Consider the following 24,195-nt stretch of genomic DNA (forward strand, 5'->3'; position numbering starts at 1 on the left):
GGCGGAGGTGGGGGAGGAGGCGCCGGAGGCGGAGGGTCGGTCTGTGGCATTGTCAGTCTCCTTGGGATGAACGGGTTAGAACGCGACCATGATACGCCAGTTGGTGCCGTCGCTGATGATGGCCCCCTTGTTCGATCCGCCACCAGCTGCGGTGCTTCCCGCCGTGGTCGAGTTGAGGTCGGTGACGTAATGGATCGTGCCAGCGCCAGCCGTGGACGCCGAACCCGCGCCGGAAACGGTCGCGCTGGGCAACTTGGGCGGCTTGTCGAACGCAATCGTGGTGCCGTTCCATGTGAGGTTGGCGTAACCCGCGCTGGTGCCAAGCCGCAGCGATGCGTTGCCGGTGCCGATCGTTTCGATGGTCCCGCGCGCCGCGCCGCTTGCATGGTTGTTGCGGACGACGAACCCGTCGAACCGGGTGGATGCCGACACCTCGGCCTCGAAGCCGGTGGCCGACCCGGTGATGGAGTTGGTGTTGATGTATACCATCCGCGTGCCATCGGTGAAGCCCGACACACCCGCGAGCGCCAGCAGCGACCGAATGTCCAGCCCGTTCAGCCCCGGCGATGCAATGGCACCGTAAATCGGCTGAGCGATCTGCAGGTGGTTTCTATCGTCGATCCAGGGCAACGACAGAAACGCGCTCGATGCGGCGTTGTATTGGCGCAGCCACGGGACGTTGTTACCGGCGTGCGTGATCCGGAACGTCTGCGACAGGCTCATCACCTTAGTCTGCGCGGAATCGCCCCGGAAATTGCACTGCACGATGGCATCGCCGTTGCCGTCGAGCATATTGAAGTAAGCACCCCGGAACTCAACGCCGCTGTCATAGGGCATGTGCGCCGCCGTCCACGGGGCGAACGCGGTGATCGGGCGATATCCGGCATGGTCGCTACCGGTCATCTGCCAGTGAAATTCGCACCCCTTGGCCGTGCCACCACCGGGGATCAGTGACGGCACATGGAATCCATGCTCAATGATCATCCCCGCACCGGCCTCGGACGAGACTTCCTTGCCGTAGCTGGTCGTATATCCGACCGTCAGCGCAGTGGTCTTGTTGGTGTAAGCGGGATGCGTGAAGCCCTGCTCATTCGCCGTGTACGGGTTATGGCTGGCAGACCAGCGGACGATTGCGGGATTTGGCTGGGTCGCCGGGTTCGTCGGGGTCGTGAACTCTACCAGCGCCTGCGTTGCACCGTTCGATGGCGTGGCGGGCTGCACCGTCTCCACGGTGAACTTCTGCGCCGTCGCGGTGTAATCATCGATCCGCTTCCAGCCCGCTGGCGAGGTTGACCATGCGAAGCGACCCGAGTTGGAAACGGTCCCGCCGACAACCGGGTCAGTATGCGTGCCGCTGTCACCGACAACAATCGCGGTTTCGTTCGCCGTCGTGCCGGTCAAGGCGTTCAGCGCGGACCATGTCGCGAGCGTGCGGTAACCCGGCTCTCCCTGCGCCCCCTGCGACGTAAGTCCGCGCGCGTTATTCACCACGATGCGCTCGACCGTCATGCCGTTACCTCCGGATAAATGATAAGCTGCCCCCGCACCGGAACCTCGATGGTGCCGTCCGGATACGTGACCTTGAGATCGTGAGCGACGCGGACGGGCTGAGTGACAATCCCGAACCCGTCGAAGTCCGGGCCATGCCACCGGGCGCTAAACAGGCCCTCGTTGCCATCGATCAGGGACGTCGTCGCCGATGCCAGGACCGAGCCGGCGCCGGCCGTCGCCCGCGCGCTCCACTCTATGGTGCAGCCGGTCAAATTAGCGGGGTTGCCCTCCGCGTCAGTCAGCTGAATCTCCTTCAGCCAGTCGCCTTGACGCGGCACTTCGATATCGAAGCTAGTCGCCATAGGTAATATGCTCCACGAAGCTGACGGAAACGGTGCCGAACAGGCCAAGGCTAATGTCAGGCGACAGGATTTGGCCGACTACTGCGCGGCATTCGACCACCGGCCAATCGAACTCGACCGCGTCGCCTTCCTGGATCGCCGCGCGCAAAGGCGGCGTGATCCTGCAAGTTGCGGTCAGCCCGTCGCGAGCCGTCACGCGCTCGACCTTGTAGGCGCGGTTGCCTCCTAACCCGAACTTCATCCCGGGCTGGATCTGGCTGCCCTGCTCTACGTCGATGACAATCGAAGTTGCGCGAAGGGCGGCATCTGCGCCAACTGTTGCAACGATATGCGGAGACGCGAACCCGACCGATGTCGGGAACCACTCGTCGTCAGCCACGATGTCGGACGGTACCGCGAACCCATTGCCAGCGATCGGCCGGGGCGCAGTCTCCAAAGACAGAAGCGGCACCAACACCGATTGCGCGCCCCCGGCAAAGTGCGCGACCCATGCATCCCAAAGCTGGCGGCTGTAGATATCGTCGAGGTCGATCTCACCCCAACTGATATTCCAGCGACCTCCGCCGTCGGTTTGGATCACATCCTCTTGGTCGTCGAGCGCGACACCACCGCTGATGACGCGCGACACCACATCGGCCCGCACCGGGTCAGGTTTCAGAACATGCGCCGGCACGATGAACATGGCGCGCACAATAGGTGCGGCCCAGCAGCCGGGTTACCGCCGTCAGCTCATCTGGCGCTCAGCGCTTCGATCATGGCGGTCAGCCGCCGCCGCTCCGCCGCTTCACAGGCGTTGAGGAACAGCGACAGTTCCTCGGTTCGGATGCCGAACACATTGCCCGCCGGTCGCTCGCGCCAGACCAATCCGTCCGCGTCGATGACCTCGCCCTTCTTCGGGCGGTAAGTGGCCGTCGCCACCCGCTGCACTGAATCGGTGATGGCGGCGTCAGTCGCGGTCGCGCGCTTGATGCACTTCTCCCGCATCACCGGCTCGCGCACCGCTTCCCATGTGTCGAACGTCAGGAACGACATGCGGAAGCTGGGGCGCTCGCCCTCGGGAATGAAAACGTCCGCCGCGAAGTCTAGCGGCTGTGGATCCTCCACACCCTCATCCATGAGGATGCGCGCCACCTGCTGCGCCCGCACGCCGACATGGATGCGGCTACCACCCACCCAGCGATACAGCCCGATCTCATCGGCAATGCGTAAACCCGCTCGAAGCATGTCAGGCGACAGCCCGCCCAGCCAATCCTTCAGCCGCTCGTCCGACGTGTTGATCGTCGCGTTGCCCGCGAAGACCTCTTTCCAGCGAAAGGAAGCGGTGCCGAGGTTGGTGCTATTGTCCACGCCGGGGCGAACGTCCGCCGTGCTGATCCGGAACACGGTCGCCGAGCTATTCAGAAAGTCGCGAAAGGTGATGACGGCATTGGCGGCGTCGAAGAACACCCCGCCCGATGTCTCGTTGCGAAAGGCAAGGTTGCCGGCTGAATCCAGCCGCATCCGCCCTGCGACCGCCGCACTATTGGCGGTGAAGTACAGGTCGGCGCTTCCAGCCGAATTGAGAACGATCTGCGTCGTAAAGCCGGGGTTGGTCGAAAGCACCACCGAACCTGTGCCGGTCGAGCTGTTGACGCCGGTCCCTCCCCGCGACGCAGGTAGTAGCCCTGCCCAACCTAGCGTCAACGACACACCCGCCAGCAGCGCGGTTGACGGCGAGCCGCCCAGCGTTAGCGTGACGTTGGTGTCATTGGTCCGCGTCAGCGCCGATGCCGTGATGCCGACCGCCGCAGCGTTCAAAGTCTGCCACGATTTATCGCCGCGCCAGTATTGAGCGGTCGTTCCTGCGGTGATGGTCGGCTCTTTGGCGCTCAGTGCCGCCTGTAGGTCCGTCTGCGCCGACAGCGTGCCGGTGATGTCGCCCCAATCAACTCCGCTGGCATAGGGCAACCCAGAATAAGCGGTGACCCCGTTGCCGAATTTGAACCTGCCCGTATCGGTTTCCAGCGCAAGTTCGCGAACCAGCGGAACGATATCATTGGCGGCCCACTCGGCAACTGTTCCGCCGATGACCTGGAATCGAGCTCTTCGGGTCGTTGTCATGGCGATGCCCCCGGATCGGATGGTGTGCCGCCGTCAAAGATGATGTCGCCTGTATCGGTGTCGACCGTCTCGGTCGTCGCCCAATCCGACACGCGCCCATCGCCGACCATGTAGGCGACCTGGAGCTCAACGATGGAGTTGACCGGCAAAACTCCGGTCACCAGTTCGACGGTCGCCCCCGGGTCAAGGTCCGGATATGGTGCTTCATTCCAACTGATATCGCCATCGACGCGCCAGCGCACAAACCAGGTCAGGTCGGCGCGGTCCGGTCCGCTTGCCTCGATCTGCGCGCGCACGGTCAGGCCACCGCCCTCGACCTGCGGCGTCACGCTGACAATCGATGGCGTGTCCAGTGCTTCAGGAGCGACCCGAGAGCCGACGGCCGCCGGCTCGCCTTCCTCGGTCGCCGGGTTCCAAGCGTCGATATTGGGATCGGCTTTGATCCATGAGAAGGTAACGCCGCCCGTTTCCATATTCCGCGTCAGTGCCGTGATCTCGGCGACGCCATCGAAAAACACTGCGCCGGCTTCTTCGATGCGCAGGTTGATGTAGCGCTGGCCCCGCGCGACACGACCGGCGATGTTGGTTGTCACGACGCCACGACCGAGCGCCAGCACCTTCGACAGCTTGCGCTTGGCCAAGCGACGCACCTGGCCGTGGCTGGGGACCTGCGGATCAAAGGTGTCGCTTAAGACCTTCCCGCGCGCTGCGATGTCCGCCTCGTCCGTCCACGCATCGGTTTCGACGGTGGCATATTTGTGCGCCGCAGAGACATAGGCGCAGACCAGTTCGTTGGTCGCTTGGTCATCGTCGACGCCAATGCCTTCCCATTCAAAGGCCACGATCTCGCTGGGGCCGATACTGACCGTCGGAGCGTAGTATTTGCCCGCGTAGACGATATAGGCTCCGTTCGGACCCTGCATCATCCAGCCGTCACACGCAGTCAGCAACGCAGCCTTGACCTGCTTATGCGTATCGGTGTGCTTGTGCGCGACACAGCTGCGCCAACGAGGCTCGGTTCCGCCCGACTTTAGCGCGACGGCCTCATCACAGACAGCCGCTGCGGCGATCCAATAGTCGATGTACGGCGCGATCTTGGTCGCATAGTCGACCCCCTCGCGAACCATCATGTAGTGCATCAGCTGGCGAATGACGTTCTCGGTATAGGTCCAGCCGCTCTCGTCGGCCGGATCTTCGGCGGAAGGATCCGGGCAAAGCTGCCAGTTCGACGCCATGGAGGCTGTCGGAGCGCCATTTGGGTATCGCTCTAGATAAACGTCATCCTTGACCGCGGCTGCCATCATACCGAGCATGACGACGCCGTCGCCGCGCCCGGACCAACTCGGCACCTTCGCCGAGATCGCAGGGAGTCCCGCCCCCGGATCGGAGCCGTCGGTCCAGTAGAGCTGAACGCAGTTGCCAGCATAGCGCTTATCGCCGAGCTGGTTAACGTTGTTCCCTGTCAGGGTGACCGCGTCGTCGTTCAGATAGAATTCCGGGCTACCGGCCATCTTTCCGTCATGGATCGGCGTCACATCGACCGCAGTGCCGTCGGTGGCGGTCTCGTACAGCCAATATCCCGCCGGAAAGAGCCGACGACGACCGTAGGAAGACACGCGCGGCGGACGTGGCGTTCTGACGCTGCTTTCGGTGGATTCGGGCTTTGGGGCTGCTGGGGCCAAGATGCCCGCCGCGACGCTACCCAGCCCGCTCGCAAGCAAGGCAAACCCAAGAGGGTTACCGGTGACGATCAGCGCAACGCCCACAATCGCCTGAAGGATGCCTCCGACTATCTTGCCCATGGGCGCCACGCTGCGATGATGGCGCTATCGGGAATTTGCGAGCAGACGACCCCACGCGGGCGCCGCAGCGCCCACTTGTCGCCGGTGTAAATCCCCCCTCCTTCAAACCCGTAGAGCGAGATGACGCCGATATCCCCTGGCATGAACGGAGCGGTCGCCTCGTCCAGACCATCGGCAATGCCCCGCGCCCACAGGATGGCCAGCCCACCGGCCTCCGCAGGCGCAGCTTCGCATTCTGCGGGATCGACAATCCCCCGCCACTGCGCCGCAAAGTCCGGGAAGCCGAGCGACATGCACCAGTCGGCAGGCATGGTCGAGCAGTTCCATGGGGACCGATCGAGCGCCGCGTTGCGCAGAAATTCTCCCAGCGCCGTCACGATCACTTCGGACCGAAGCGGCGCGTGGTGCCGGCGGAATAGGTCCCGGTGTTCGCGGCCGCGTTGTCATCAGGGCTTCGGCGCCGCTGGTCGGCATCGGTGAAATAGGCGTTGCTCGCCCGCGACCGCGTCGTGTCGCCCGCCGCGATCGTCAAGATGATCGCGCGATTGACCGCGTCGCCGTCCGCTCGCGCGCGCGCGACCTTGAGGCTGCGCGCCTCGAAGACCGCCTCCCATTCAACTGGGCCGTCGATCTGCCAGTCCGCGTCAAAGGTGACCCGGCCCACGTCGACGCGCGCGCCGCTGACACTTGCCGCGTCCTCCGCCGCCAGACGCAATGTTTCAGGGCTGACCCCGCTCACGGTGAATTCCAGCCGCTCCGCAGTGCCATTGATGAGCTGCTGAAAGTCCGGGAAGCTGACCAGCTCGCCAGCGCCGAGCGCAACCGCGTCCGCTGGAATGACGGCATCGGCCTCGAGGGGTAGCGGGCCGACACCACCCCAGAATAGCGCGGGAGGGTCGCTGTCGATGCGGACGACGATGGATTCCCGGTAGCTCGGCATGCCATCGGGCTACCCCGCCCCGCAGCCCTCGGTTACCGCCGTCAGGACCGCTACCTGACGTTGCCGGTATCCTGGAAATAGGCCTGGTCGCCGATGCTTTGGCGACGCGTTGCTATCGATGTCTTCGCGTCCATCCGCGCAGCCTCGGCGAGGATTTGCTGAGCAAGGCCCTGGGCGAATCCGGCGGGGGTGACCGAATTATCCGCGCTGACGTTGATATTGTACACCTTCTGCACCGCGCTCGCATGCCGCTGTGCACGCGCCTGCCCGAGCGGGATAACCTTGCCGCCCTGCGACCCCATGCGCAGCAACTCCACCCCGCCCGCCTGCTCGTTGACACGCACGGTCTGCCCGGGAGCGACATAGCCGCCGCTTGCCCGGCCGAAGAGACCAAACAGCCCGCCCAGACCACCGAGACCGCCCCAGAACCCGTCGTGTTCTCCGGCGACAATTCCATTGCCCCCGCCCTTGCCCCCGCTGAATATTCTGGCGATGGAGCCAAAAAGCCCACCACCCCCACCGCCTTCCATTTGGCTCAACGCATTGGCGATCGGCTTCATCAGAACTTCCTGCACCAGGAGCCTGATCAGCCCGGCAATCAGCGGATCCTTCGTCCCGATCGCCTTGCTCAGCGCGTCGGTAATCCCGTCCTCGACCGACTGCAGTTTGTCGACGACCAGCGACTCCACCTGGTCGCTGATCTGCCCATTCGTTCGATTGAGGCCCCGGGCATAGCGCTGGAGGGGAGATTCGGACTGACGCTCAAGCCCGGTGCGTTCAGCTGCTTGTCGCGCCTCCAAATTGGCACGGGCAGTCGCTGCATCCCTGATCTGCCCGTTCGCGATCGCGGTTTCGAGCAGCATCCGCTCTTCCTGCTGGCGTAGCTCAAGGATGCGGGCCTCGATCGCGGCACGGGCGCGGCGGTCGTCGACAAGATCGGCTTGCGCGGCGAGTGTATCCTGCGCGTCGCGGAGTTCCTGCGACTGGATGCGAGCGATGGCGTCGCGCTCCTCGCGAGCACGCGCTACCGAAAGCGGCGTCTCTTTGACAAGAATGCTCCCGTCAGGAAGTTCGCCAATGCCGAAGCGATCCTGCAGCGCCTTGATCTGCGCGGCCTTCTGCTCCTTGGTGAAGTTCTTGTCGTTCTCGATCTGCGCACGGCGTTCCTCGAACTCGATGCCGTCGAGCTCGGCCATGATTTCGCGCCGCCGCGCGGCATCGGTCGTGATCGCTAGCTCGTCCTGCAGGCGGTCGGCATAGATGCGCTGCAGTCCGGCTTGGTGCTCGCGCTCGATTTCTTCGGTGGTGGGTCCGGTTCGGCCTTTCGGGCCCTTTTTCGGCTTGTCGGGCTTGGGCGGTTCAGCGGGGCGCGGCTTGTCGGTCAGTAGCCCGGCGTCGGCTGCCTGCAAAGCAAGACTCATGGTCCGGCGGGCCTGTTGCTCGATTCGCTTGGTTTCATCGACAACGGCCTGCTGCTCTTTCTGCCTGCGCAGTTCAGCTGGATCAGGACCGAACGTGAAGCGAGCCTGTGCGCGGACATTGCGCTCGCGGCTTTCGGAAATAGTGCGCTCAGCCTTGGCGCGAGTCGCCTGCGCCTCGGCGATCTGCATCTGCGCTAGCCGAACCATCGTGATACCGGCCTGTGTTTCCAATTCCTTCGCGCGCTTGGTCGCGTCGGCCATCGATTGCGCCAGGTTGTCGACACCCGATTTTGCCCCATCGGCTGCCGTGCCAAGACCCTTGACCTGAACACCGGCCGCCTTCAGCCGCGCCTCGAGATCATCGGCCTGCTGTTCAAGGTCATCGGCCTGCTTGGTGAGGCGCGCTAAAGCGTCCGCTGCGGACTCGGTCTGCGTGACGAGATAGCCGATGCCGAGGGTCAGCGTAGCGACAGCGACGCCAACTGGGCCGCCAAACGCAGCGAGCAACGAAACGCGCGCCGCATTTGCGGCGGCGGCCATCGTTCCGATCGCGGTTGTTGCCCCCGCCGTCGCCGCCGTCATGGCAATCTTCGCACTCGTCGCCGCGACCAATGTGCCGACGTAGCGGGCGCCGACGACCGAAAGCACGACCACCAGCACCTTCGCCAGCGTATCGAGATTGTCCGCAAGCAGCATAATTCCGCCGGAAAGCGCCGCCGTCACCCCGTTCGCCTCTGCAGACTGGCCGATGTAGACGGTAAACCGGCTCGACAGCGCTTCCATCGCGCCGGATAGGGTGAGTGTGGCTTTCGACGCCTGCCCTTCGAGGGTCGCCGAACCGGCTAAGATGGACTGGAACAGTTCCTGGCTGCTGACCTTCCCATCGACCACCGCATTGCGCAGCTTCGCGATCGAGCCGCCGAACCGCTCGGCATTAGCCGCCGCTTGCAGCAACGGCCGCAAGCCGCCTTCGTTGATCTGGTTGAATTCTTCCGCGCGCACGGTTCCGCTGGCGAGCGCCTGCGTCAGGCCAAGGATTGCGCCCGATGCCTGTGTCGCCGATGTGCCGGTAATCAACAGCGCCTGACTGGTCGCCTCGGTCAGCGCCATGATCTGTGCCTGCGAGGCGCCCATTTCCTGCCCGGCTTGCGTCGCGTTCCCGAACAGTCCGGCCAGCGATTCGAGGCTCACACCGTAGCGCGTGGAGAGGTCGAGTAGCTTTGCCTGGACGTCGGCCAGCCCCTCCCCTTCGAGCCCGGCGACGCGCAGTGCGTTCTGTACCCGAGTGTAGCCGTCGATCGCGCCCTTGATCTGCTGCACGCTGAACGCGCCGGCAAACACACCCGCCAGCCCGCGAAGATGCCCTGCAATCTGCCCCGACGACGCCCTGATCTGACGTTCAAGATCGACCACCGCTCGCTCTTGCCGCTTGAGCGCGGAATCCACCATATTCGTGGTCGAAAGCAGTTCGGCGCGGTATTTCTGGACGTCCGCGCGCAGCTGCAGGATGACGGGATCGACTTCCACGGGCGCGCACCTCTAGATTGCGTGGGGACCCTATGCTGTGGCACCAGTCGCGGTTACCGCCGTCAGGGAGAGCGATATGATCCGCGCAGTTTTAGTCCTCGCCGCACTTGGCGGTTGCGCGAGCGCTTCACCTGAGGATGACGCGATTGCGATTTGTGAGGCGCGACTTCTTGAAAAGCTCCGCTCGCCAGCGACCTACGTGAGGGTGAAGGCGACCGTTGGGCAGACCGACCCTGGGTACAAGGTGGCTTTCATAACCTACGATGCGGCGAATGCGTTCGGCACCCCAGTGCGGGGACTCGACTCGTGCGTTTTCAAACTCGATGCAACTGGCGAGCTGCCATCCAAAGGAGAGATGCAGTTGGACGCCATCACCTCAGATACCGAGCGCCTGGAGCGCCAACAGCGGAGAGGCGGCGAATCCGAGCAATTTGTAATCGGGAACGTAATCGTCGGTGACTGCTGTGTGCCGGCCGCTAAGGCGCCCGCCCGCACTAATGCGCCCGCGCAGCCTTGAACCGTTTCAGCCTCTCCATATCCACCTCCGGGACCGGATCGCTTGCCGCGTTGTGAGCCTCCAGCGCTTCGACATATTCGCCGAGGGACAGACGTTCCCAGTCGAGGTGAAGCTGTCCGCAGTTCGCCAGAACTATTCCCCGGTTGAGGGGCTCAGGCTTTCCGCTTCCGCTTTTTTTTTAAGCTGCGGCCCGCGGATCGTCGCGTCGAGGACCGCCCAGGCAAGGTGTTGGCCCTCGACCCATCCCGACACCGGGTTGGGCAGATAGGTGTCGACCAGCTCGACCGCCTTAAGCGGCCCGACCTTGATCTCCTGCCCGGCAACCATGCCGTATCCGCCGCCGATCAGCGCGCACCGCAGCACTTCGCGGATATCGGACGGCAAGGCCTGACCACCGCCGAGATAGGTCGGCGTTTCGCCGCCGATCAGGCCAAGCCCGATCTCCAACTCGGCATGGATCTTGTAGATGGACTTGGCATGCAGGATGCCGTTCACGTCCTTCTGCCCGCAGGCGCGCTCGCACTCGACAATCCATTTCAGGGGCAGCGCCAAGGAATAGGCGCCGTCCCCGAATTTGACACTGTCGAGCTTGATCATGCCGCGGTCGTACGGCCGACAATGACGATGTCATAGCTGACGCTCGACCCCGACGAGCTGTTGGCGACATTGAGCAGGTCGCCAGTGCTCCCGGTTACGCCCCAGCCCGCGCCGTTGGTGATCATCATCGCCGCGCCCGGCGCAAGCGTGATGCCGTCCGATGCGGCAAGGATCGGCCCCGCGAAGCTGTTCGATGCCGGACGGGTCAGAACGACGCTGTTGGTATTCGCGGCCGCCGCCTTGATGTAGATCGCGACCACTTCCGCAGCCGTGATCGTCGCGCCAAGACTGTCGGTCAGGACGCCGGCAAGGTCGAGGTTTTCATTCGACGAAGCCGAAATGGTGCGCGTGTCCTTGAACAGGGCGTTTGCCTGGTTGACCGCCGCCGTGCCGGGAATGAAGCTGAGCACCTCATCGATCGCAACGGGAACGCGCGGCGTGCCGAGGTCGGCCTCACCGGTCTGCGTCAGATTGATCGCGATACGAATGTCACCACGAATGCCTGCCATGATAAGCGCTCCTTATGCCGGGGTGAAGGTCAGCGTGTCCTGACCCTCGATCGTGACCTCCATCGACGTCTCGCCCTCGCGATCGATCGACGTGTTGCGAGCGGTCAGGATGGCCTCGCCGGTATAGGTGCCGAGCAGCTCACCAGCATCGGTGCCGTCATCCTTGTAGACGGGAATCTCGTAATTCTTTCGCACGCCGATCGCGGCGCGGAGCGTCGGCACCTGCGATGCATCGGAGAGGCCCGAGCCGCTGACATCCCAGAACTTGCCGAGCACGCGGCTGCGGCGGGTAGCGGGAGCGCCGGGCTTGGTGCAGTCGCGGCGATAGCGCGTGGACGTTTCGGCGCCCTCGTTGATCGAGACGCTGGTCAGGTCACAGATGACGGTGAATACCTCGGGATCGGCACCATTGCCGATCTTCACCTGCGCAAAATCGAATTCGACCGGGGTGGACATGGATGCTCTCCGCTGATTTGCGGAGACCCTATGGCGTGTCAGCCCGGTGCGTTACCGCCGTCAGTGACCACCTCGAACCGCGCCCGCCGCCGCTCGGCCTCATAATGCGATTCCGAAGTGATGGACCCCCGTAGCAGCGCGGCGCGACAGGCGCGGGCGTCATCGGCCTCGCCGTCGGCGTCCAGGCTGGTGGCGATGGCGTGGATATCGTCGGCGTCGAAGATCCCGGTGCGGACCAGATGCTCTAGCAGCGCGCGGGTCAGGGCAGATGACACACCCCTTCATGCCACAGCCCGCGCTATCCCGCCACCACCGTCACGCGAAATTCGATGTTCGCTTCCAGCGCATCCGCTTCACCATCGACCTTGCGGCGCACATCGTTCGCCAGCATGAACTTTGCGGTGCCACCGGGGACCGCCACGCGGGCGCGATACATGCTGTCGCACAACGCCCCGACGCATCGGCCCATGTGGTCACGAGCGGTTTCCACCATGCCGCCCTGCCCGTCCATGCGTGCATCGGCGCGGATATAGAACGGCAACCGGATCGATCGCCGCTTGCGATGCCCGGTATAGGGTGCTGTGACCGCAGTCCCCGGCTTGACGAACGGACGTGCCGGGTTCGCTGCGCCGTCCGAAGTCAGCACGCTCGCCGCCGGGATGACGGCGACGAACGCGGCGTCATTCTTCAGGTGCGTCAGAGCCGCCTTTTCCACGGCGACGAGCAGGTCGGTCACGCTTCACCTCCAATGCGCCGGCGGCATCCGCCGCGGCTTCGATCTCCGGCGAGAGCGCATAGGAGCGCCCCGCGGCATAACGCGCGCTGGTCAGGGCATCGATTGGCCGCGACCAGTCCCGCGCGAATTTCCTTGTCGTCATCATCCGGCTCCTGTGCTGCGGGATCGGCGCACCGCTACGCTCAGCGCCTTTTCGACGTCGCGCACGATCTCGCCCTTCATCTTGTCGCGCGCGGGGCGCATGTAAGGACGCGCGGCGACGTTACCCCAGTCCCACTCGATGCGGGCGTGTGGCGCCGTGCTGGCGACCTCAACGGTCAAGGCCCTGACCCGCCGCGTGATGATGCCGTCAGCGAGTTGATGCGTGTCCGCGTTCGGTGGTTCGCCGGGTTTGCTCGGCACATGGTTCTTTCCGCTGACCGCGCCAGTCGTGATGCTTATCTGAGCCTCGACCTGGATCTTCTGCCCGCCAGCGAATAGCGCGCCCTCCACCAGCATCAGCGTTGCCGGGCTGGTGAGCTTCTTGAGCCGCGCGATGTGCGCCTTGCGGCCCTTCATTCCCATTACGCCGCCCTCCCCCGCCCATCGAAGGCAAAGCCCATGGCGTCGAGCGATTCGCCCGCGATCGTCCAGGTTCCGGCATGCGGACCGCGCAGGATCTGCAGACGCGCATCGGTGTCGACGCGGCGCGACAAGCCCGGCGCGAGAATGATCAGCCGGACATCCTTGTCGGTATATCCCGCCTCGCCGCGCATTGCCTCGGTGCAGATGTCGACCTGGGCCTTGCACTCGTGGGCGTCGGGTTCGCCGGGGCTGACGATCGAACCGCCTGCGTCGGTGACCGGCTCCCCGGGCCAGCGCAGGATGGCGTCGTGATACGGCCCGCCGAGCGCGTCAGAAACGGCCACCGCGATCTGGGCAAAGGCTTCGTCAAGCACCGGACTTCACCAGTCGCGGCCCGCCACGGTTGCGGCGCAGATAGACCTCGAACTGCGCGCCATAGCTGGTCGCGTCATAGCCTGCGCTCTTCGACGCACGCAGGATTTCGGCGTCGAGCGACACCGACATGCTCGCCGATTTGAAATCGGTCACCCCTAACGCGGCGAGGTTCGCGACCGCGCCGCCCGCTGTGCCAAGACCCTGCAGCGACATGTTATGCGCGGCGAGCAGCATTTCGGCGATTGCGCGGTCGTCCGCCGCCCAGGCATCGGTCACGATCAGGCGGGCATCGGTCAGCCAATAGTCGACCGTCGGGTCCGGTACCGCGGCGAAGGCGGGGTAGCGGAGCTTCAATGTGGCAGCGTCGGGTGTCGTGTAGGCCATGGTTCCTCGCAAAAAGGGCCGCCCCGTGCGCGACGAGACGGCCCCATTTCCCCGGTGACGAACTGGTCAGGCGGCGGGGCGCATGAAGTCCGGCGCCGCCTCGTTGATCTCGGCGCGGGTCACGTTGCGGCCGACGATGGCCTTGACCGCATCGACGGCGGGAAGACCAGCTTCGGTCCAGTGCGTGTCGTCCTTCGAGTCGAGCAAGCCGATTGCCGTGGCGATATCGCCAGGCTCCGCTGCGGGGTTCGGCTCGAGGCCTTCGACCGCATCGTCATCGGCATTGACCGTGCCGTCCCGTTTCGCCTGAATCGCCTCGAGCAGCCCGAGCCGCATTTCCTCGGCATCGGGAATGACGCGTTCGTCGATCGCGATCTGAATCAGCTGGGCCAGAGTTGCGCCGACCAGGTCAGGCGCGGCATACTCGTCGCCCTCCTGACCGACCGGCGCGAACCATTCGGCGTTCCAGTCGTCGGCATCTGCGATGCCCCCGGCGGGGACCATGACGATTTCCCCTTTCAGGTACGCGCCGCGGTCCCCGGCTGTGATGTTGCGAACCCGCTCCATCAGAACGAGTCCCGGTACGCCATCGCCTTGGGCAGGCGAATGTCGAGACCGCCGACGTTCATGATGCCGCCGACCTCATAGACCATGCTCGACTTCTGGAACGCGGGCAGGAAGCGGTGAGGCCCGGGCAGCATATACTTCAGCACCTGGGCGGTGTTGTCGTATGCCACCATGCGGGTCGAGCTGCCGGTGCCAGCCGTTTCGAGCGCGCGGCTCTTGAGGATGGTCAGCGACTCGCCGGCGCTGTTGTTCGCCTGCAGGAATGCGAGGATCGATGTGCCGGTGTCGGTGACGCGGGTGTTCGCGATATAGTTGTAGGCGCTGGTCGGGAGGGCCAGCGTGTTCGCGATGTGCGTTTCACCCGAGCCGCTTTCGACGGCGTTCAGTGCGGCGTTGATGTCGCGCAGAATCAGGTCCGGGGTTTTCGCCGACCACAGACGCGACGATCCGGTGCCGTCCGCCGCAACCTGCGCGCTCGGCACGCTGGCGTTGTTGACGAAGCCGGTCCAACCCTTTTCCGACGCGCCCGCAGGCGTGTTGCCGGTCATGGCGATACCGTAGTTGAAGCGGTCGGCCGCAAGAACGGCGGCGCCCGCCTTGTCGGACGACAGCGCCCGACCGAGCATGGCGGCCCGCTGGAGTTCCTGCGTGTTCCACTCATAGCCGATGCCGACCAGGTGGAAGTTGCGCGTCGCCTGCGACATCTTCGTGCTGGCATACGGCATGTCGAACGCGCCGCCGGCCATGAACTCGGCCTGCCCGACCTGATCCATCGAATAGACCAGCGTGCCCACGTCCCACATGTCGCCGGTCGTATCGACCGTGAAGAAGCGACCGATATCGAAGCTCGGGTACTTCGTCATGTAGACTTCGGTTTCGATGCGATAGAGCTGCGGCGTCAGGAAGGCATAACCGACCTGCGCGTCGCTCAGGAACGACTCCGCCTTGTCGCGGAAGGTCGCTGCAAAGCGCGCGTTGTCGGCTGCCCACAGGTTGATGACCTGCTTCTTGACCGCAGCGTCAGCCGCCATGAACGCGACGGGGTCGGTGACCTGGCCCGCCGCACTGTCGTAGAAGTTGGTGATAGCGTTCATGTCAGCCCCCTTAGCGCTTGACGATCTTGACGAGCGTGTCCGCCGCGCCGGTCGTGTCGAAAATCCAGTCGGTCGCGGCGATGTTGTCGGTGGACGTGTCGGTCCACTCGCCAGTCGCGGCGTCGACATACACAGGCGCGCCATCGGTAACGGCATCGCCGCACAGCACCCAGATGGCACCCTGCGTCATGATGTTGACGTTATCGTACTGCGCGTACTCATCGGCATCGCCGCCAGCGACGATCGCCTGCGCCGAAGTCGCGATGACCGGCCCCAAGAACGTCGCGGCGGTGCCGACCACGTTCGTGCAGCCATGGTCACCAGAACCGCGGAACGCTGCGGCGCCGAATGCGATGCCGCCCGACACTTCGCAGGTGCGGGTGATGCGGTTGGAGGTTTCGCCATTGGCGACCATGCCGGGATAACCCGCTGCCACCGTGTCGGAATAGGTCGTCTGAAGAACAGGCATGTCTCAACCTCCTTAGTAGCGGCCGGTGCGAACGAAATCGCGGACGCTGGCATTGTCGTTGGTGGTGACTGCGCGCGGCGTGCCGAGCGACTGAACCCGATCCGATTCCGTCTTGGCGTCTTTGGTCGCATAGGCGAACGCGCCAGCCACAGCTGCGTCGTCGAGCCCATCGGCAACCGCGCCCAGCGCATCCTTGCGAATTTCGGCATCAGTCTTGCCGTCCGTCACAAGGTCCGGCTTGATCGACTTCGCCTTGGCGACCAAGGCAGCGCGATCGGCGACCAGCTTGTCGAGCGCGCCGGGTGCAATCTTCGCTTCGGCATCCTTCAGCTTGCTTTCCAGCACAGCCTTCTCGCCCGTGAGCGTGGCAAATTTCCCGTTGGCATCAGCGAGATCGGCCGCAGCCTTGCTCAGCTTGCCGTCGAGGGTGGTGATGGCCTGCTCGACAGCCGACGCATCAGTCAGATTGACGGACAGGCCGTCGAGATTGGTGACCTTCACTCGGTCCTCCTTTGCTTGTGAAAGGCGCGCCACCGCCTGTGGGTTGGCATCACAGAGCGCAAAGGCATCCGCGATGCGGCATTCGGGGCCAGCGCGGCCGCGATCGACGAGGGCGACGTGATTGCCGCCGGTAATTTTGGACTGGCGCGCCTGGCAGGGCGTGCCATCCGCCGCGCGGAAGTCGCCGAATTCGAGCTCGGCGGCATAGCCGTTGCTCAACTCGCGCTTGCCCGAATCAACGGCGGCAATGGCCGACGCATCGGTCAGCAGCAGGTCGAAAGCCAGCGCTTCGCCGTCACGCAGCGCGCCCATGATGGTGCCGCGCGCATGGTTCCGCCAATTATCGGCGGTGACGACCTCGCGGGGGTGATTGTCGGTGATCGGCTTGCCGATGAACGAATGCACCGCCGCCTTGTCGAAGACGGTGGCCTCGTCGCGCAGGACGTTGACGATTGCCCGATCGCGCAGGCCATGGGCATTGTCGGGGTCAACCTCGCGGCCTGTGTACTGGTAGACCCCGGTGCGCGCGACCTTGGCGCGGACGGCAAGATAGCCGTCGCGGGTCCGGCGCGGGGCATCCAGGGTCAGGGCATCAGCGAACAACATGCCCGACGGTTTATGGGCATGCAGAGCGGCGCGTTACCGCCGTCAGTCAAACACCATCACGAACTGTTTCCGACACCCGCACCACGGCGGACGCCCAGGCTGATCGCTTGCCTCTGGTTCGGCCAGCACCGTCTGCCCCTCGACCGTCTTGCCGACCATCGCCTTGCTGCTCGAGTAGAGGTTGCCGTTGCGGACCTTGTGGTTCTCGCGCGGGTGCTTCTTGCCGCTATGCCGCCACTTCCAAGCCGTCAGCCCGACCTCTTGCGCGCGCTCATCGGCCAGCGCGGCCATCGTCTTGCTGGCCTGGTCCGCCGCGATGCCCATGGAGCGCGTCCGGCCCATGCCAGTCGCTTCCCGGATCGCCTTGGCGACATCGCGCACCGGGCTGCGATTCTGGACGCCGGCAAACACCGCGCTCGATACCCGTTGCCGGACCTGGTCCGAGACATCCCGGATCAGCGCCGAGTTCCACCGCATGTAGGTTTCCAGCGTCTCGCGCGCGCCTTCCGGACCGATCATCAGCCGCAGATCAACGCCGCTCGCCGAGAGGACAGCGCTGGTCCATTTCGCGCGCTGATACCGCTCGACGCGCAGCGCCCAGCGCTCCAGCTCGGCGCGCAGTTCCAGCACGATGCGGTCGAACTCCGATGCCGCTCCGTCGATCTGTGCCTGAATATCCGCCGGGCTGTCGGTGGTCAGCACCGACAGCGTTCGCCCATATGCCTCGACGATGCGCGCGGCGGCGCGTTCCCAGATCTGGATGACGGGGAGGTATGAGCCTCTAAACAGGTCCGTCGCCAGCGTTGCTGGGACGGGGATGTCGCGGAGAACGATCGCGCTGCGGCGAATATTGCGCCGGCGGCGGGCCAGGGCAGCGAGATCGACGGTCATTGAACATTTACCCTCAATGCGCTACACGCCGCAGATGCTGGGAGGCGGGTAATGCCGTACAGCTCGGGGTACGCTTCGGCGTTGGCATCGAGCATCCCAGTCACCCCTTCTTCCACATCGTGACCAGCGTGACCGCCTTTTTGCGGACCTCGAACACGCTGTAGACGCTTTCGCCGCGGCTTTGTGTCAGCGCTATGAAGCGCTGAGAGCCGTTGCGCGCGGGTCGGCTTGCGCGAAGCGTTCGCGCGCTGTTGAGAAGGCTGGAGGCCGATGCGATGTCTGCGCCACTGACATTACGCTGCCCACCGCGCTCGGCGCTGTGCCTCACGACGATATGCCGAACCAGTCCGGGGTCGAGCGCGACGCCGTCACCCTTCAGCCGAATTCCCCGCGCTTCGAGCGCAGCCTTTGCCTTTGCGCCGACACGTCCGACCTCGATCTGCTTGGCGTTGTTCGTCGCTCCCTTGGCGGCCGCGTCGATGAATGCGCGACGTCCTGCCGGGATCCACCGCCCATGTCGATCGCGGGGCTGTGTCGGGTCGAATTTGCCGCCGATCGCACCGCGAGCTCGACGTCCCGCTCTCCCTGTCAGCGCGTCGTCAAAAGGGCGGTCGCCGGTCGGCGCACCCCCGTCTTCGAGCTCTTCGAAAATCTCCGGGCCAAGCACGATTTTCCCGCGATAGGGCTCTACTGCGGACAGATCGACAGGTTCGCCGGTCAGCGAGATGTGCGGCTGATACTCGGGATAGTCGTGCGAAGCGCCCGCGCGCATGATGCTTTCGTGCCGCCACGACAGCGCCGACGAGGTGAACAGCAGCACCGCGGTGCGATTCCCGAGCGGCTCGACGATGCGAACGCCGCCGGGCTGAATCGTAAGCTGCCCCTTTTCATCCTGGTTCCATTCCCCGTCGATCTTCATCCAGTCGATCGGCGTTCGGCTGTGGGCAATGGTGACATGCAGCCCGTCCTGCAGCTCAGGAAGGCCCTGTGCGCGGGCCCAGGCCTTGAGGTCAGCCACGTTGACCACATCGCGGCGGACGTAAAGCGTGCGCGGCTCGGCATCATTCGCCTGCAGCCGTCGCCGGGGCGGTGCTTCCTCACCAATCCCCGGCGCCGGTAGAGAAGACAGATCACCTCCTTCCCGCTGTTGCGCCTGCAAAGCACTCGGGTCCGAACCATCGTCATCCGACGACAGCCCGAATCGCTCATCTTCCGGGATCTCGGCGAGCGCGCCCTCAAGACCCGGCATCCAGCCATTCTCGACGAGCGAGTTCTGATAGGCCTTCGCGAAGGCGGCGTCCGGGATAGCCCCCGACATCTGGACCTTCTCCGCGGCCTCGACGAACACCTTGAAGCGGTCGGTCTCTTCCTTGTCGCTGGGGACGTCGAGGTCGCCGAACCTCCACCACACTTCAGGCGGTCGCGAGCCGAGCGCGGACGGGATCAGCGCCGCGTCTATCTGGTCGAGGCAGGGCTTCGTCTCGGTGTCGCGCCCCTCGTCAACCATCTCCTTGTAGTTGCGGTCGTCGCCCTCGCCGGTGGCGTTGAGACCCTTCGCCGAAGTGCCCCACAGACGCGTGACCGGGATCTCGGCCGCCGCAGCGAAGGCCTCGGCATAGGTGCGGATCAGGTCGGGGATACCGGTCCAGCTGACCTGGTGCCGATCGATCTTCTCGCCGCCCTTTCCTTCGGAGTTGCCGAGGTCGTAGAGACGGCCCTGGAACACCGACGAGCCCTGCACCATCAGCGAAAGCCGCTTCATCAGCTGCGCCTCGCCATCGCTGGTCGCGACGAGGTCGAGCAGGCCGGTGATGCCAATATCCACGTTCAGCGCGTCCTTGATCATGGCGTTGAACGTGTTCAGCGCCTCCTCAAGGTTCTGGGCTGGCTCGATCAGCGATGGGACGCGACCGAGACCCCAGAATTCGTTGTCCCAGTTGCCGCTGCGCAGCCCTGGCAGCGATTCGCCGCGGAAACAGACGACGCGACTCGGATGGAGGGGGGTCTGGCCGCGCGTGCCGGTCATCGTCCAATAGGTCGGGGTGCCGTAATCGGGGCGCGACAGGTCCTCGACCCAGTCCTGACCGGCAAGGTTCCATCGCGACACGACATTGACCGCGATCAACCCCTTTGCCGCCGTGACATTGATCGGAAGCGCCGGGTCGCCCGCCGTTACGAGGATCAGCGCGCCGCCGCCAAGCCCGCGCAGGACCTCCGCCCGCTTGACCTTGATCTGCAGCTGGTGCCGCTCCTCCTCGGCCTCCAGCGCCTCGATCTGCTTGTCGTCGGCCTGCCAGTTGCGCCATGCCCGGATGCGGTCGATCGCGGGCATGCGGATTGCCTTGCGCAGCATCGGCGAGGCCTGGAACGCGTCCTCGATCTGGTCCGGCGACAGGATATTGCGGACATAGGTCCGCGCAGTGCGTGCGTCAGCGCGGGTACCAAGCCCGGTGATGACGTTGGTCAGCCCGTCGGCTAGTTTGCGCGCGATGCCCATGCGCGTCGTTGTGGCCTGTCGCGCCGCGCGTGGTTACCGCCGTCAGAGGGCTTTGGCGAGGGCACTGCGGTAATCATAACCTGCCCCAAGCATCAGCTCGGTCAGCGCCCAGACCAGCGCGTCGGCGCGATCGGGAGAGCCTTCACCGACATAGCCCGCCGCGGTGAAGTTGCACATCTGGTCCTCGAGGTCGGGAAAGGTCCCGACGTGGCTGACCTTGCCCTGTTCGTAGAGCGCGGCGATCGGTTCGGCACGAACCACTTTGCCGCGCGTTGCCACGACCTCCTTGAACGATGCGCGCGGGTCGGCGGTGCGGATGACGGCTGCGACCATGGCGCCGCCGAAGTTTCGTTCCGCTACGATGCGGTCTGCCCCATGCCGTGCCGCGAGGTCGACCACCCGCCTGCCCCAGCCTTCCGGCGACATCTGGCAGGTCCCATCTTCCAGCACATAGGCGCGGCCATCAATGCCCAGCCCGGCGACGACGATGCCGATATCATCCCCTGAGCCGTCACCCTTGGTCCCCGACGGATCGACTGCAACGACGATGCGCCGCATTTCCGGCGCGGTGGCGACGCGAAACCGATCGATGCCGGGAATAGCTCGGTCACCCTCCGCCTTACGGTCTTCCAGCGCCCACAGCGCGCCGTTGACCTCGCTCGCCCATTCCCCGTCTTCGAAGCGCAGGCGTTTCGCCGCGGACATGCCGGCCAGCACCTCGAAATATTCCTCGGGCAGGTTCTCGGCGTTGTCGCTCGGGTTGACCTTCATCTCGACATAGTCGCCGGGGTTGGGCAGCGCTTCCTTGGTCCCCGGCTTCACCTTCGCTCGGAACAGCTGGAACGACCAGTGCAGCTTGCTAGGCGGGTTACAGTCGAAATAGGCCTTGAGCGCGAGGTATGTCCGGCCCGTCGCCGCGGCGATCTCCGGCGCCAGCTCGCATTTCTGGGCAAGTCGTGACATCGCGGTCTCGATCGAGCCCCACGGGATCTGGCTGGACTCGTTGAAGTACAGCGTCGCGTATTCCGCACCGAGGATCTTCTCGACCCGCTCCTTGTCGTCGAGGCCGCCGATCCAGACCTGCGAGCCGTTGGGCAGCTCGAGGTAGAAATCGGTCTTGTCGAACCGCGCCCGCAGCGTCGGGAAGCACAGCTTCAGTACCTTGGGCATCGTATCGGCCCAAATGCTGGTCTTCGCGTGATTGAACCGGAATCGGAATATCGCGTGCCGGCTGCCTGGCGCGTTGATCGCGCGCTGGATGATGGCGCGGACCAGCAGGAAGGTCTTGCCCGATCGCGAGCCGCCGCGCAGCATGATGTTGCGGGCCGGGCCAGCGAGCAGGCGGTTGGCTTCGCGTTGGCGGGGGGTTAGTTGAGCCATGATGGCAGCAGGCCACAGAGGGGGAGCACATGCGTAGCTTTGCAATATTTCTGATCATTATCGGGCTCGCCGCCGGCGCTTTTCCGCAGCAAGCGAAGGCCGAATTTTACGACGGAAACAGGTTGTACGCACGGTGCACCACGGAAAAAGGCGAGGTCACCTTTTACCAGTATCAGGCGGCATGCATGGGATATATCGCGGGCGTAGCGGACGCTACCGGCACCTTTCGCGCTGCCAAAGGCAACGCTCAATGCGTGCCGCCAAACGTGACGATGCAGCAAATCACCGACGTGGTAGTTTCGTATCTGAGGTCGAATCCAGGCGAGCGCCACTACGCGGCGTCCACACTGGTGATGCTCGCGATCGGTAAAACTTGGCCATGCGGTAGCGAATAGCCGCTCACAGCCCCGCATCCTCCGAGCTGACATTGATCGACAGCTTCTCCCCGTCAGCATCAGCATGCTTGAGCAGCGTCGCCTCGCCGTACTTCTTCGGAAGTAGCTTCGAGGCGACCCACTTCCGCGCTTCGAACTTCACCTTCGCCGCGGCCGCGCTGTCGCGGTCGAACGACTTGTCGGCGATGTCGACGATCTCGTCGGCATAGGTCTCGGCCTGCATTTCGCGGGCCAAGGTGTACTCCTTCCGCAGCTCCTCGTCCTGGGCAAGCCAGCGCGCCACCGTCGCCCGGTCCGGCATTTCCGCCGCTTCGCAGATCGTGCGCAGGCTCTCGCCTTCGATCAGCCGGCGACAGATCTCCGTCATGACCTTCGGGCGGTCCCATTCGCGCGTAGTGGTCGCGTTGCCGCCGCTGTCGCCGCGCATCACTTCCCATCCTCCATCAACTCAGCATCAAAAAACGTCGGCTTCGTCATCACCCGCAGCCGCTGACCGAGCACATAGCTCCGCGCCACCGACGATCGTTGCCGGGGCCGGACAAAGCCACCGGAAACCCGGGCCCGTTCCTCCCGCAACTCGTCCCCGCCGGCTTCCTCGATCCATCGCCTGATCACACGCCAGTTGGTCCGGTAATGCTCCTCGATTTCCCGGGTCTGACCGAGGCGCAGGAACACGGCCCGGAAGTCATGGGGCAGCGGTCGCATCGGGCGTTGCAGGCCGGTATCGGGGCGTCGGCTGGGGGTCATGGCGTGCTCCAGTTCGCGTCCGGTGCCGAGGTGCTGCTCCAGTTGATTGTTTGGGCCCCCTTTAGGGGGTCCCAACAACTGGAGCACTGCACCTCCCGCGCTCCAGTTGCTCCAGTTTGCTCCAGTTGGATTTTCGGACTGGAGCAGATCATTCCGACACCCATGTTCCGACCTCCACAAACTTGCGTGACCGACGCGATTCATCGTCGCGATCGACCACCTGCAGGACGCCGTTCTTGATCCACTGCTTGAGGATATTCCCGATGCGCTTCCGGTCGTCTTCAGGGTCCATCGCCAGCACCTGGGCGATGATGTTGCCGACCCATTTGTCGCCGCTGCGCACGTCCTCGCGCCATTGCCCCTCTGCTACCGCACACTGCACCACCTTCAATTTCGCCGTTGTCACGCCATCGAACGCGTCCGGCCAAGACCACGGACAGGCAACGCCGACCTGGTCGCCGTTGGCGAGTTCGTAGCTGTTCATGCGATGCCACTCCGCCGCCTCGGGCGGGGACAGGTTCGCCTTGTCGTTCTGGGTCCGGAAATAGAAGCTGACCTGCTCGGGCTTGATGCCGGCCTCGGCTCCTTCCTCCTTGGTCATCCGGTTATAGACCACGACGCTTCTGGCCGCGCCGATTAGCGAGGATGCGCCGCGCGCGCTGTCTGCGGTCGCTTCGGTGCCGTTGGTCTTGCGGACGTGGTGCACCAGGTTGATCGAGCAGTTGCAGACGTCTGCGATGCGCGCCCATTCCTTGGCCACCATGTCGATGCTGCGATTGTCGTTCTCGCTGACGGCATGGCTGGACACGAAGGGGTCGAGGATCAGGACGTCGATCTGGCGCTCCTTGAGCGTCGCGATAAGGGCGTCCGACACCGGCTTGACGATGCGGGCCCCGTTCGGGGTTTCCTCGGCCAGCATGACGGGCTGGTCGCGGCCGGAATCGACATAGAGCCGGTCGCCGAGTTCGGACGGCGCCAAGCCGTAGTGGTTCAGTGCGGCGTGAAGCCTGCGTTCGGTCTCCTCGAACGGATCCTCGAGATTGTAGAGCCAGACCCGCAGCGGACCTTCCGGCACGTCCTTGCGCAGCAGGGAGCGTCCCGACGTCATTGCCAAGGCCTCGACGACCTTGACGCTGGACTTGCCGATGCCGCCGGCGGCAACGTCGACGCTCAGGAACTTACGCAACAGATGCTTGCCGTAGAGCCAGCGCCGCGGCTCGATCTCGCGTTCGTCACGCCAGACGAACTGGGTCGCCGCCATATGCGC

General features: G+C 64.6%; 28 protein-coding genes. 2 read left to right on the forward strand and 26 right to left on the reverse strand.

What is annotated here, in order from left to right; translation table 11 throughout:
• Positions 1–75: 75 nt before the first annotated feature.
• The 8 genes from ACO05N_RS14065 to ACO05N_RS14100 are packed head-to-tail and all read right to left on the reverse strand — an operon-like array spanning position 76 to position 9,643.
• Positions 76–1,509 carry a hypothetical protein gene (locus ACO05N_RS14065; protein WP_422057697.1) on the reverse strand — a complete coding sequence of 478 codons (1,434 nt, stop codon included), beginning with the start codon at positions 1,507–1,509 and terminating at the stop codon, positions 76–78.
• A complete protein-coding gene (locus ACO05N_RS14070) occupies positions 1,506–1,853 on the reverse strand; it encodes a hypothetical protein (protein ID WP_422057698.1) in 348 nt (115 codons plus the stop codon). Before ACO05N_RS14070 ends, ACO05N_RS14065 begins: the two co-directional genes overlap by 4 nt.
• Entirely contained in the window at positions 1,843–2,535 is a 693-nt protein-coding gene (locus ACO05N_RS14075) for a hypothetical protein (RefSeq protein ID WP_422057699.1), read from the reverse strand. Before ACO05N_RS14075 ends, ACO05N_RS14070 begins: the two co-directional genes overlap by 11 nt.
• A 47-nt stretch (positions 2,536–2,582) precedes the next feature.
• Entirely contained in the window at positions 2,583–3,953 is a 1,371-nt protein-coding gene (locus tag ACO05N_RS14080; protein ID WP_422057700.1) for a hypothetical protein, read from the reverse strand.
• Positions 3,950–5,755, reverse strand: a complete 1,806-nt coding sequence (locus ACO05N_RS14085) for a hypothetical protein (RefSeq protein WP_422057701.1) — start codon at positions 5,753–5,755, stop codon at positions 3,950–3,952. Before ACO05N_RS14085 ends, ACO05N_RS14080 begins: the two co-directional genes overlap by 4 nt.
• On the reverse strand, positions 5,743–6,132 hold the full coding sequence (locus tag ACO05N_RS14090) for a DUF6950 family protein (RefSeq protein WP_422057702.1): 390 nt from the start codon (positions 6,130–6,132) through the stop codon (positions 5,743–5,745). The genes ACO05N_RS14085 and ACO05N_RS14090 overlap by 13 nt, the downstream gene beginning before the upstream one ends.
• Before the next feature lie 2 nt (positions 6,133–6,134).
• Positions 6,135–6,695, reverse strand: coding sequence for a hypothetical protein (locus ACO05N_RS14095; protein ID WP_422057703.1), 561 nt, complete (start codon positions 6,693–6,695; stop codon positions 6,135–6,137).
• Positions 6,696–6,745: 50 nt separating this feature from the next.
• Positions 6,746–9,643, reverse strand: a complete 2,898-nt coding sequence (locus ACO05N_RS14100) for a tape measure protein (RefSeq protein ID WP_422057704.1) — start codon at positions 9,641–9,643, stop codon at positions 6,746–6,748.
• Between the two features lie 76 nt (positions 9,644–9,719).
• On the opposite strand from ACO05N_RS14100, the gene ACO05N_RS14105 reads away from it, so the two are divergent.
• A complete protein-coding gene (locus ACO05N_RS14105; RefSeq protein WP_422057705.1) occupies positions 9,720–10,160 on the forward strand; it encodes a hypothetical protein in 441 nt (146 codons plus the stop codon).
• A 132-nt stretch (positions 10,161–10,292) separates the two neighbouring features.
• Here ACO05N_RS14105 and ACO05N_RS14110 read toward each other — a convergent pair whose 3' ends face one another.
• From ACO05N_RS14110 to ACO05N_RS14180, 15 genes are all read right to left on the reverse strand, one after another.
• Positions 10,293–10,757, reverse strand: a complete 465-nt coding sequence (locus tag ACO05N_RS14110; protein ID WP_422057706.1) for a hypothetical protein — start codon at positions 10,755–10,757, stop codon at positions 10,293–10,295.
• Positions 10,754–11,266: a hypothetical protein gene (locus tag ACO05N_RS14115; protein WP_422057707.1), complete on the reverse strand. Its 513-nt coding sequence runs from the start codon at positions 11,264–11,266 to the stop codon at positions 10,754–10,756. Before ACO05N_RS14115 ends, ACO05N_RS14110 begins: the two co-directional genes overlap by 4 nt.
• Positions 11,267–11,278: 12 nt before the next feature.
• Complete coding sequence (locus tag ACO05N_RS14120; protein ID WP_422057708.1) at positions 11,279–11,722, reverse strand: phage tail tube protein; 444 nt, start codon at positions 11,720–11,722, stop codon at positions 11,279–11,281.
• A 38-nt stretch (positions 11,723–11,760) separates the two neighbouring features.
• Complete coding sequence (locus ACO05N_RS14125) at positions 11,761–11,997, reverse strand: hypothetical protein (RefSeq protein WP_422057709.1); 237 nt, start codon at positions 11,995–11,997, stop codon at positions 11,761–11,763.
• 23 nt (positions 11,998–12,020) lie between these two features.
• Positions 12,021–12,458: a hypothetical protein gene (locus tag ACO05N_RS14130; protein WP_422057710.1), complete on the reverse strand. Its 438-nt coding sequence runs from the start codon at positions 12,456–12,458 to the stop codon at positions 12,021–12,023.
• Between the two features lie 141 nt (positions 12,459–12,599).
• On the reverse strand, positions 12,600–13,016 hold the full coding sequence (locus tag ACO05N_RS14135) for an HK97 gp10 family phage protein (protein WP_422057711.1): 417 nt from the start codon (positions 13,014–13,016) through the stop codon (positions 12,600–12,602).
• 5 nt (positions 13,017–13,021) lie between these two features.
• A complete protein-coding gene (locus tag ACO05N_RS14140; protein ID WP_422057712.1) occupies positions 13,022–13,396 on the reverse strand; it encodes a hypothetical protein in 375 nt (124 codons plus the stop codon).
• Positions 13,389–13,781, reverse strand: a complete 393-nt coding sequence (locus ACO05N_RS14145; RefSeq protein WP_422057713.1) for a DUF4054 domain-containing protein — start codon at positions 13,779–13,781, stop codon at positions 13,389–13,391. Before ACO05N_RS14145 ends, ACO05N_RS14140 begins: the two co-directional genes overlap by 8 nt.
• A gap of 66 nt (positions 13,782–13,847) precedes the next feature.
• Entirely contained in the window at positions 13,848–14,285 is a 438-nt protein-coding gene (locus ACO05N_RS14150) for a hypothetical protein (protein WP_422057714.1), read from the reverse strand.
• 62 nt (positions 14,286–14,347) lie between these two features.
• Complete coding sequence (locus tag ACO05N_RS14155) at positions 14,348–15,442, reverse strand: DUF2184 domain-containing protein (RefSeq protein WP_422057715.1); 1,095 nt, start codon at positions 15,440–15,442, stop codon at positions 14,348–14,350.
• 10 nt (positions 15,443–15,452) lie between these two features.
• A complete protein-coding gene (locus tag ACO05N_RS14160) occupies positions 15,453–15,911 on the reverse strand; it encodes a structural cement protein Gp24 (RefSeq protein WP_422057716.1) in 459 nt (152 codons plus the stop codon).
• A 12-nt stretch (positions 15,912–15,923) separates the two neighbouring features.
• Complete coding sequence (locus tag ACO05N_RS14165; RefSeq protein WP_422057717.1) at positions 15,924–17,018, reverse strand: DUF2213 domain-containing protein; 1,095 nt, start codon at positions 17,016–17,018, stop codon at positions 15,924–15,926.
• A 42-nt stretch (positions 17,019–17,060) separates the two neighbouring features.
• Complete coding sequence (locus tag ACO05N_RS14170; RefSeq protein ID WP_422057718.1) at positions 17,061–17,909, reverse strand: phage minor head protein; 849 nt, start codon at positions 17,907–17,909, stop codon at positions 17,061–17,063.
• 100 nt (positions 17,910–18,009) lie between these two features.
• A complete protein-coding gene (locus ACO05N_RS14175; protein WP_422057719.1) occupies positions 18,010–20,406 on the reverse strand; it encodes an anti-CBASS protein Acb1 family protein in 2,397 nt (798 codons plus the stop codon).
• A 42-nt stretch (positions 20,407–20,448) separates the two neighbouring features.
• Entirely contained in the window at positions 20,449–21,786 is a 1,338-nt protein-coding gene (locus ACO05N_RS14180; protein WP_422057720.1) for a phage terminase large subunit, read from the reverse strand.
• Positions 21,787–21,815: 29 nt separating this feature from the next.
• Here ACO05N_RS14180 and ACO05N_RS14185 point away from each other — a divergent pair, with 29 nt between their 5' ends.
• Complete coding sequence (locus tag ACO05N_RS14185) at positions 21,816–22,181, forward strand: Rap1a/Tai family immunity protein (RefSeq protein ID WP_422057721.1); 366 nt, start codon at positions 21,816–21,818, stop codon at positions 22,179–22,181.
• Between the two features lie 4 nt (positions 22,182–22,185).
• Here the strand turns inward: ACO05N_RS14185 and ACO05N_RS14190 are convergent, their stop codons facing one another.
• The 3 genes from ACO05N_RS14190 to ACO05N_RS14200 form a co-directional block, all read right to left on the reverse strand.
• Positions 22,186–22,608 (reverse strand): hypothetical protein, encoded by a 423-nt coding sequence (locus ACO05N_RS14190; RefSeq protein WP_422057722.1) that lies wholly within the window; start codon positions 22,606–22,608, stop codon positions 22,186–22,188.
• Complete coding sequence (locus ACO05N_RS14195) at positions 22,608–23,015, reverse strand: hypothetical protein (protein WP_422057723.1); 408 nt, start codon at positions 23,013–23,015, stop codon at positions 22,608–22,610. The genes ACO05N_RS14190 and ACO05N_RS14195 overlap by 1 nt, the downstream gene beginning before the upstream one ends.
• 61 nt (positions 23,016–23,076) lie before the next feature.
• A complete protein-coding gene (locus ACO05N_RS14200; protein WP_422057724.1) occupies positions 23,077–24,189 on the reverse strand; it encodes an AAA family ATPase in 1,113 nt (370 codons plus the stop codon).
• Positions 24,190–24,195: the final 6 nt, after the last annotated feature.

Source organism: Sphingomonas sp. (assembly GCF_965227385.1).
In the GTDB taxonomy this organism is placed as follows: domain Bacteria; phylum Pseudomonadota; class Alphaproteobacteria; order Sphingomonadales; family Sphingomonadaceae; genus Sphingomonas.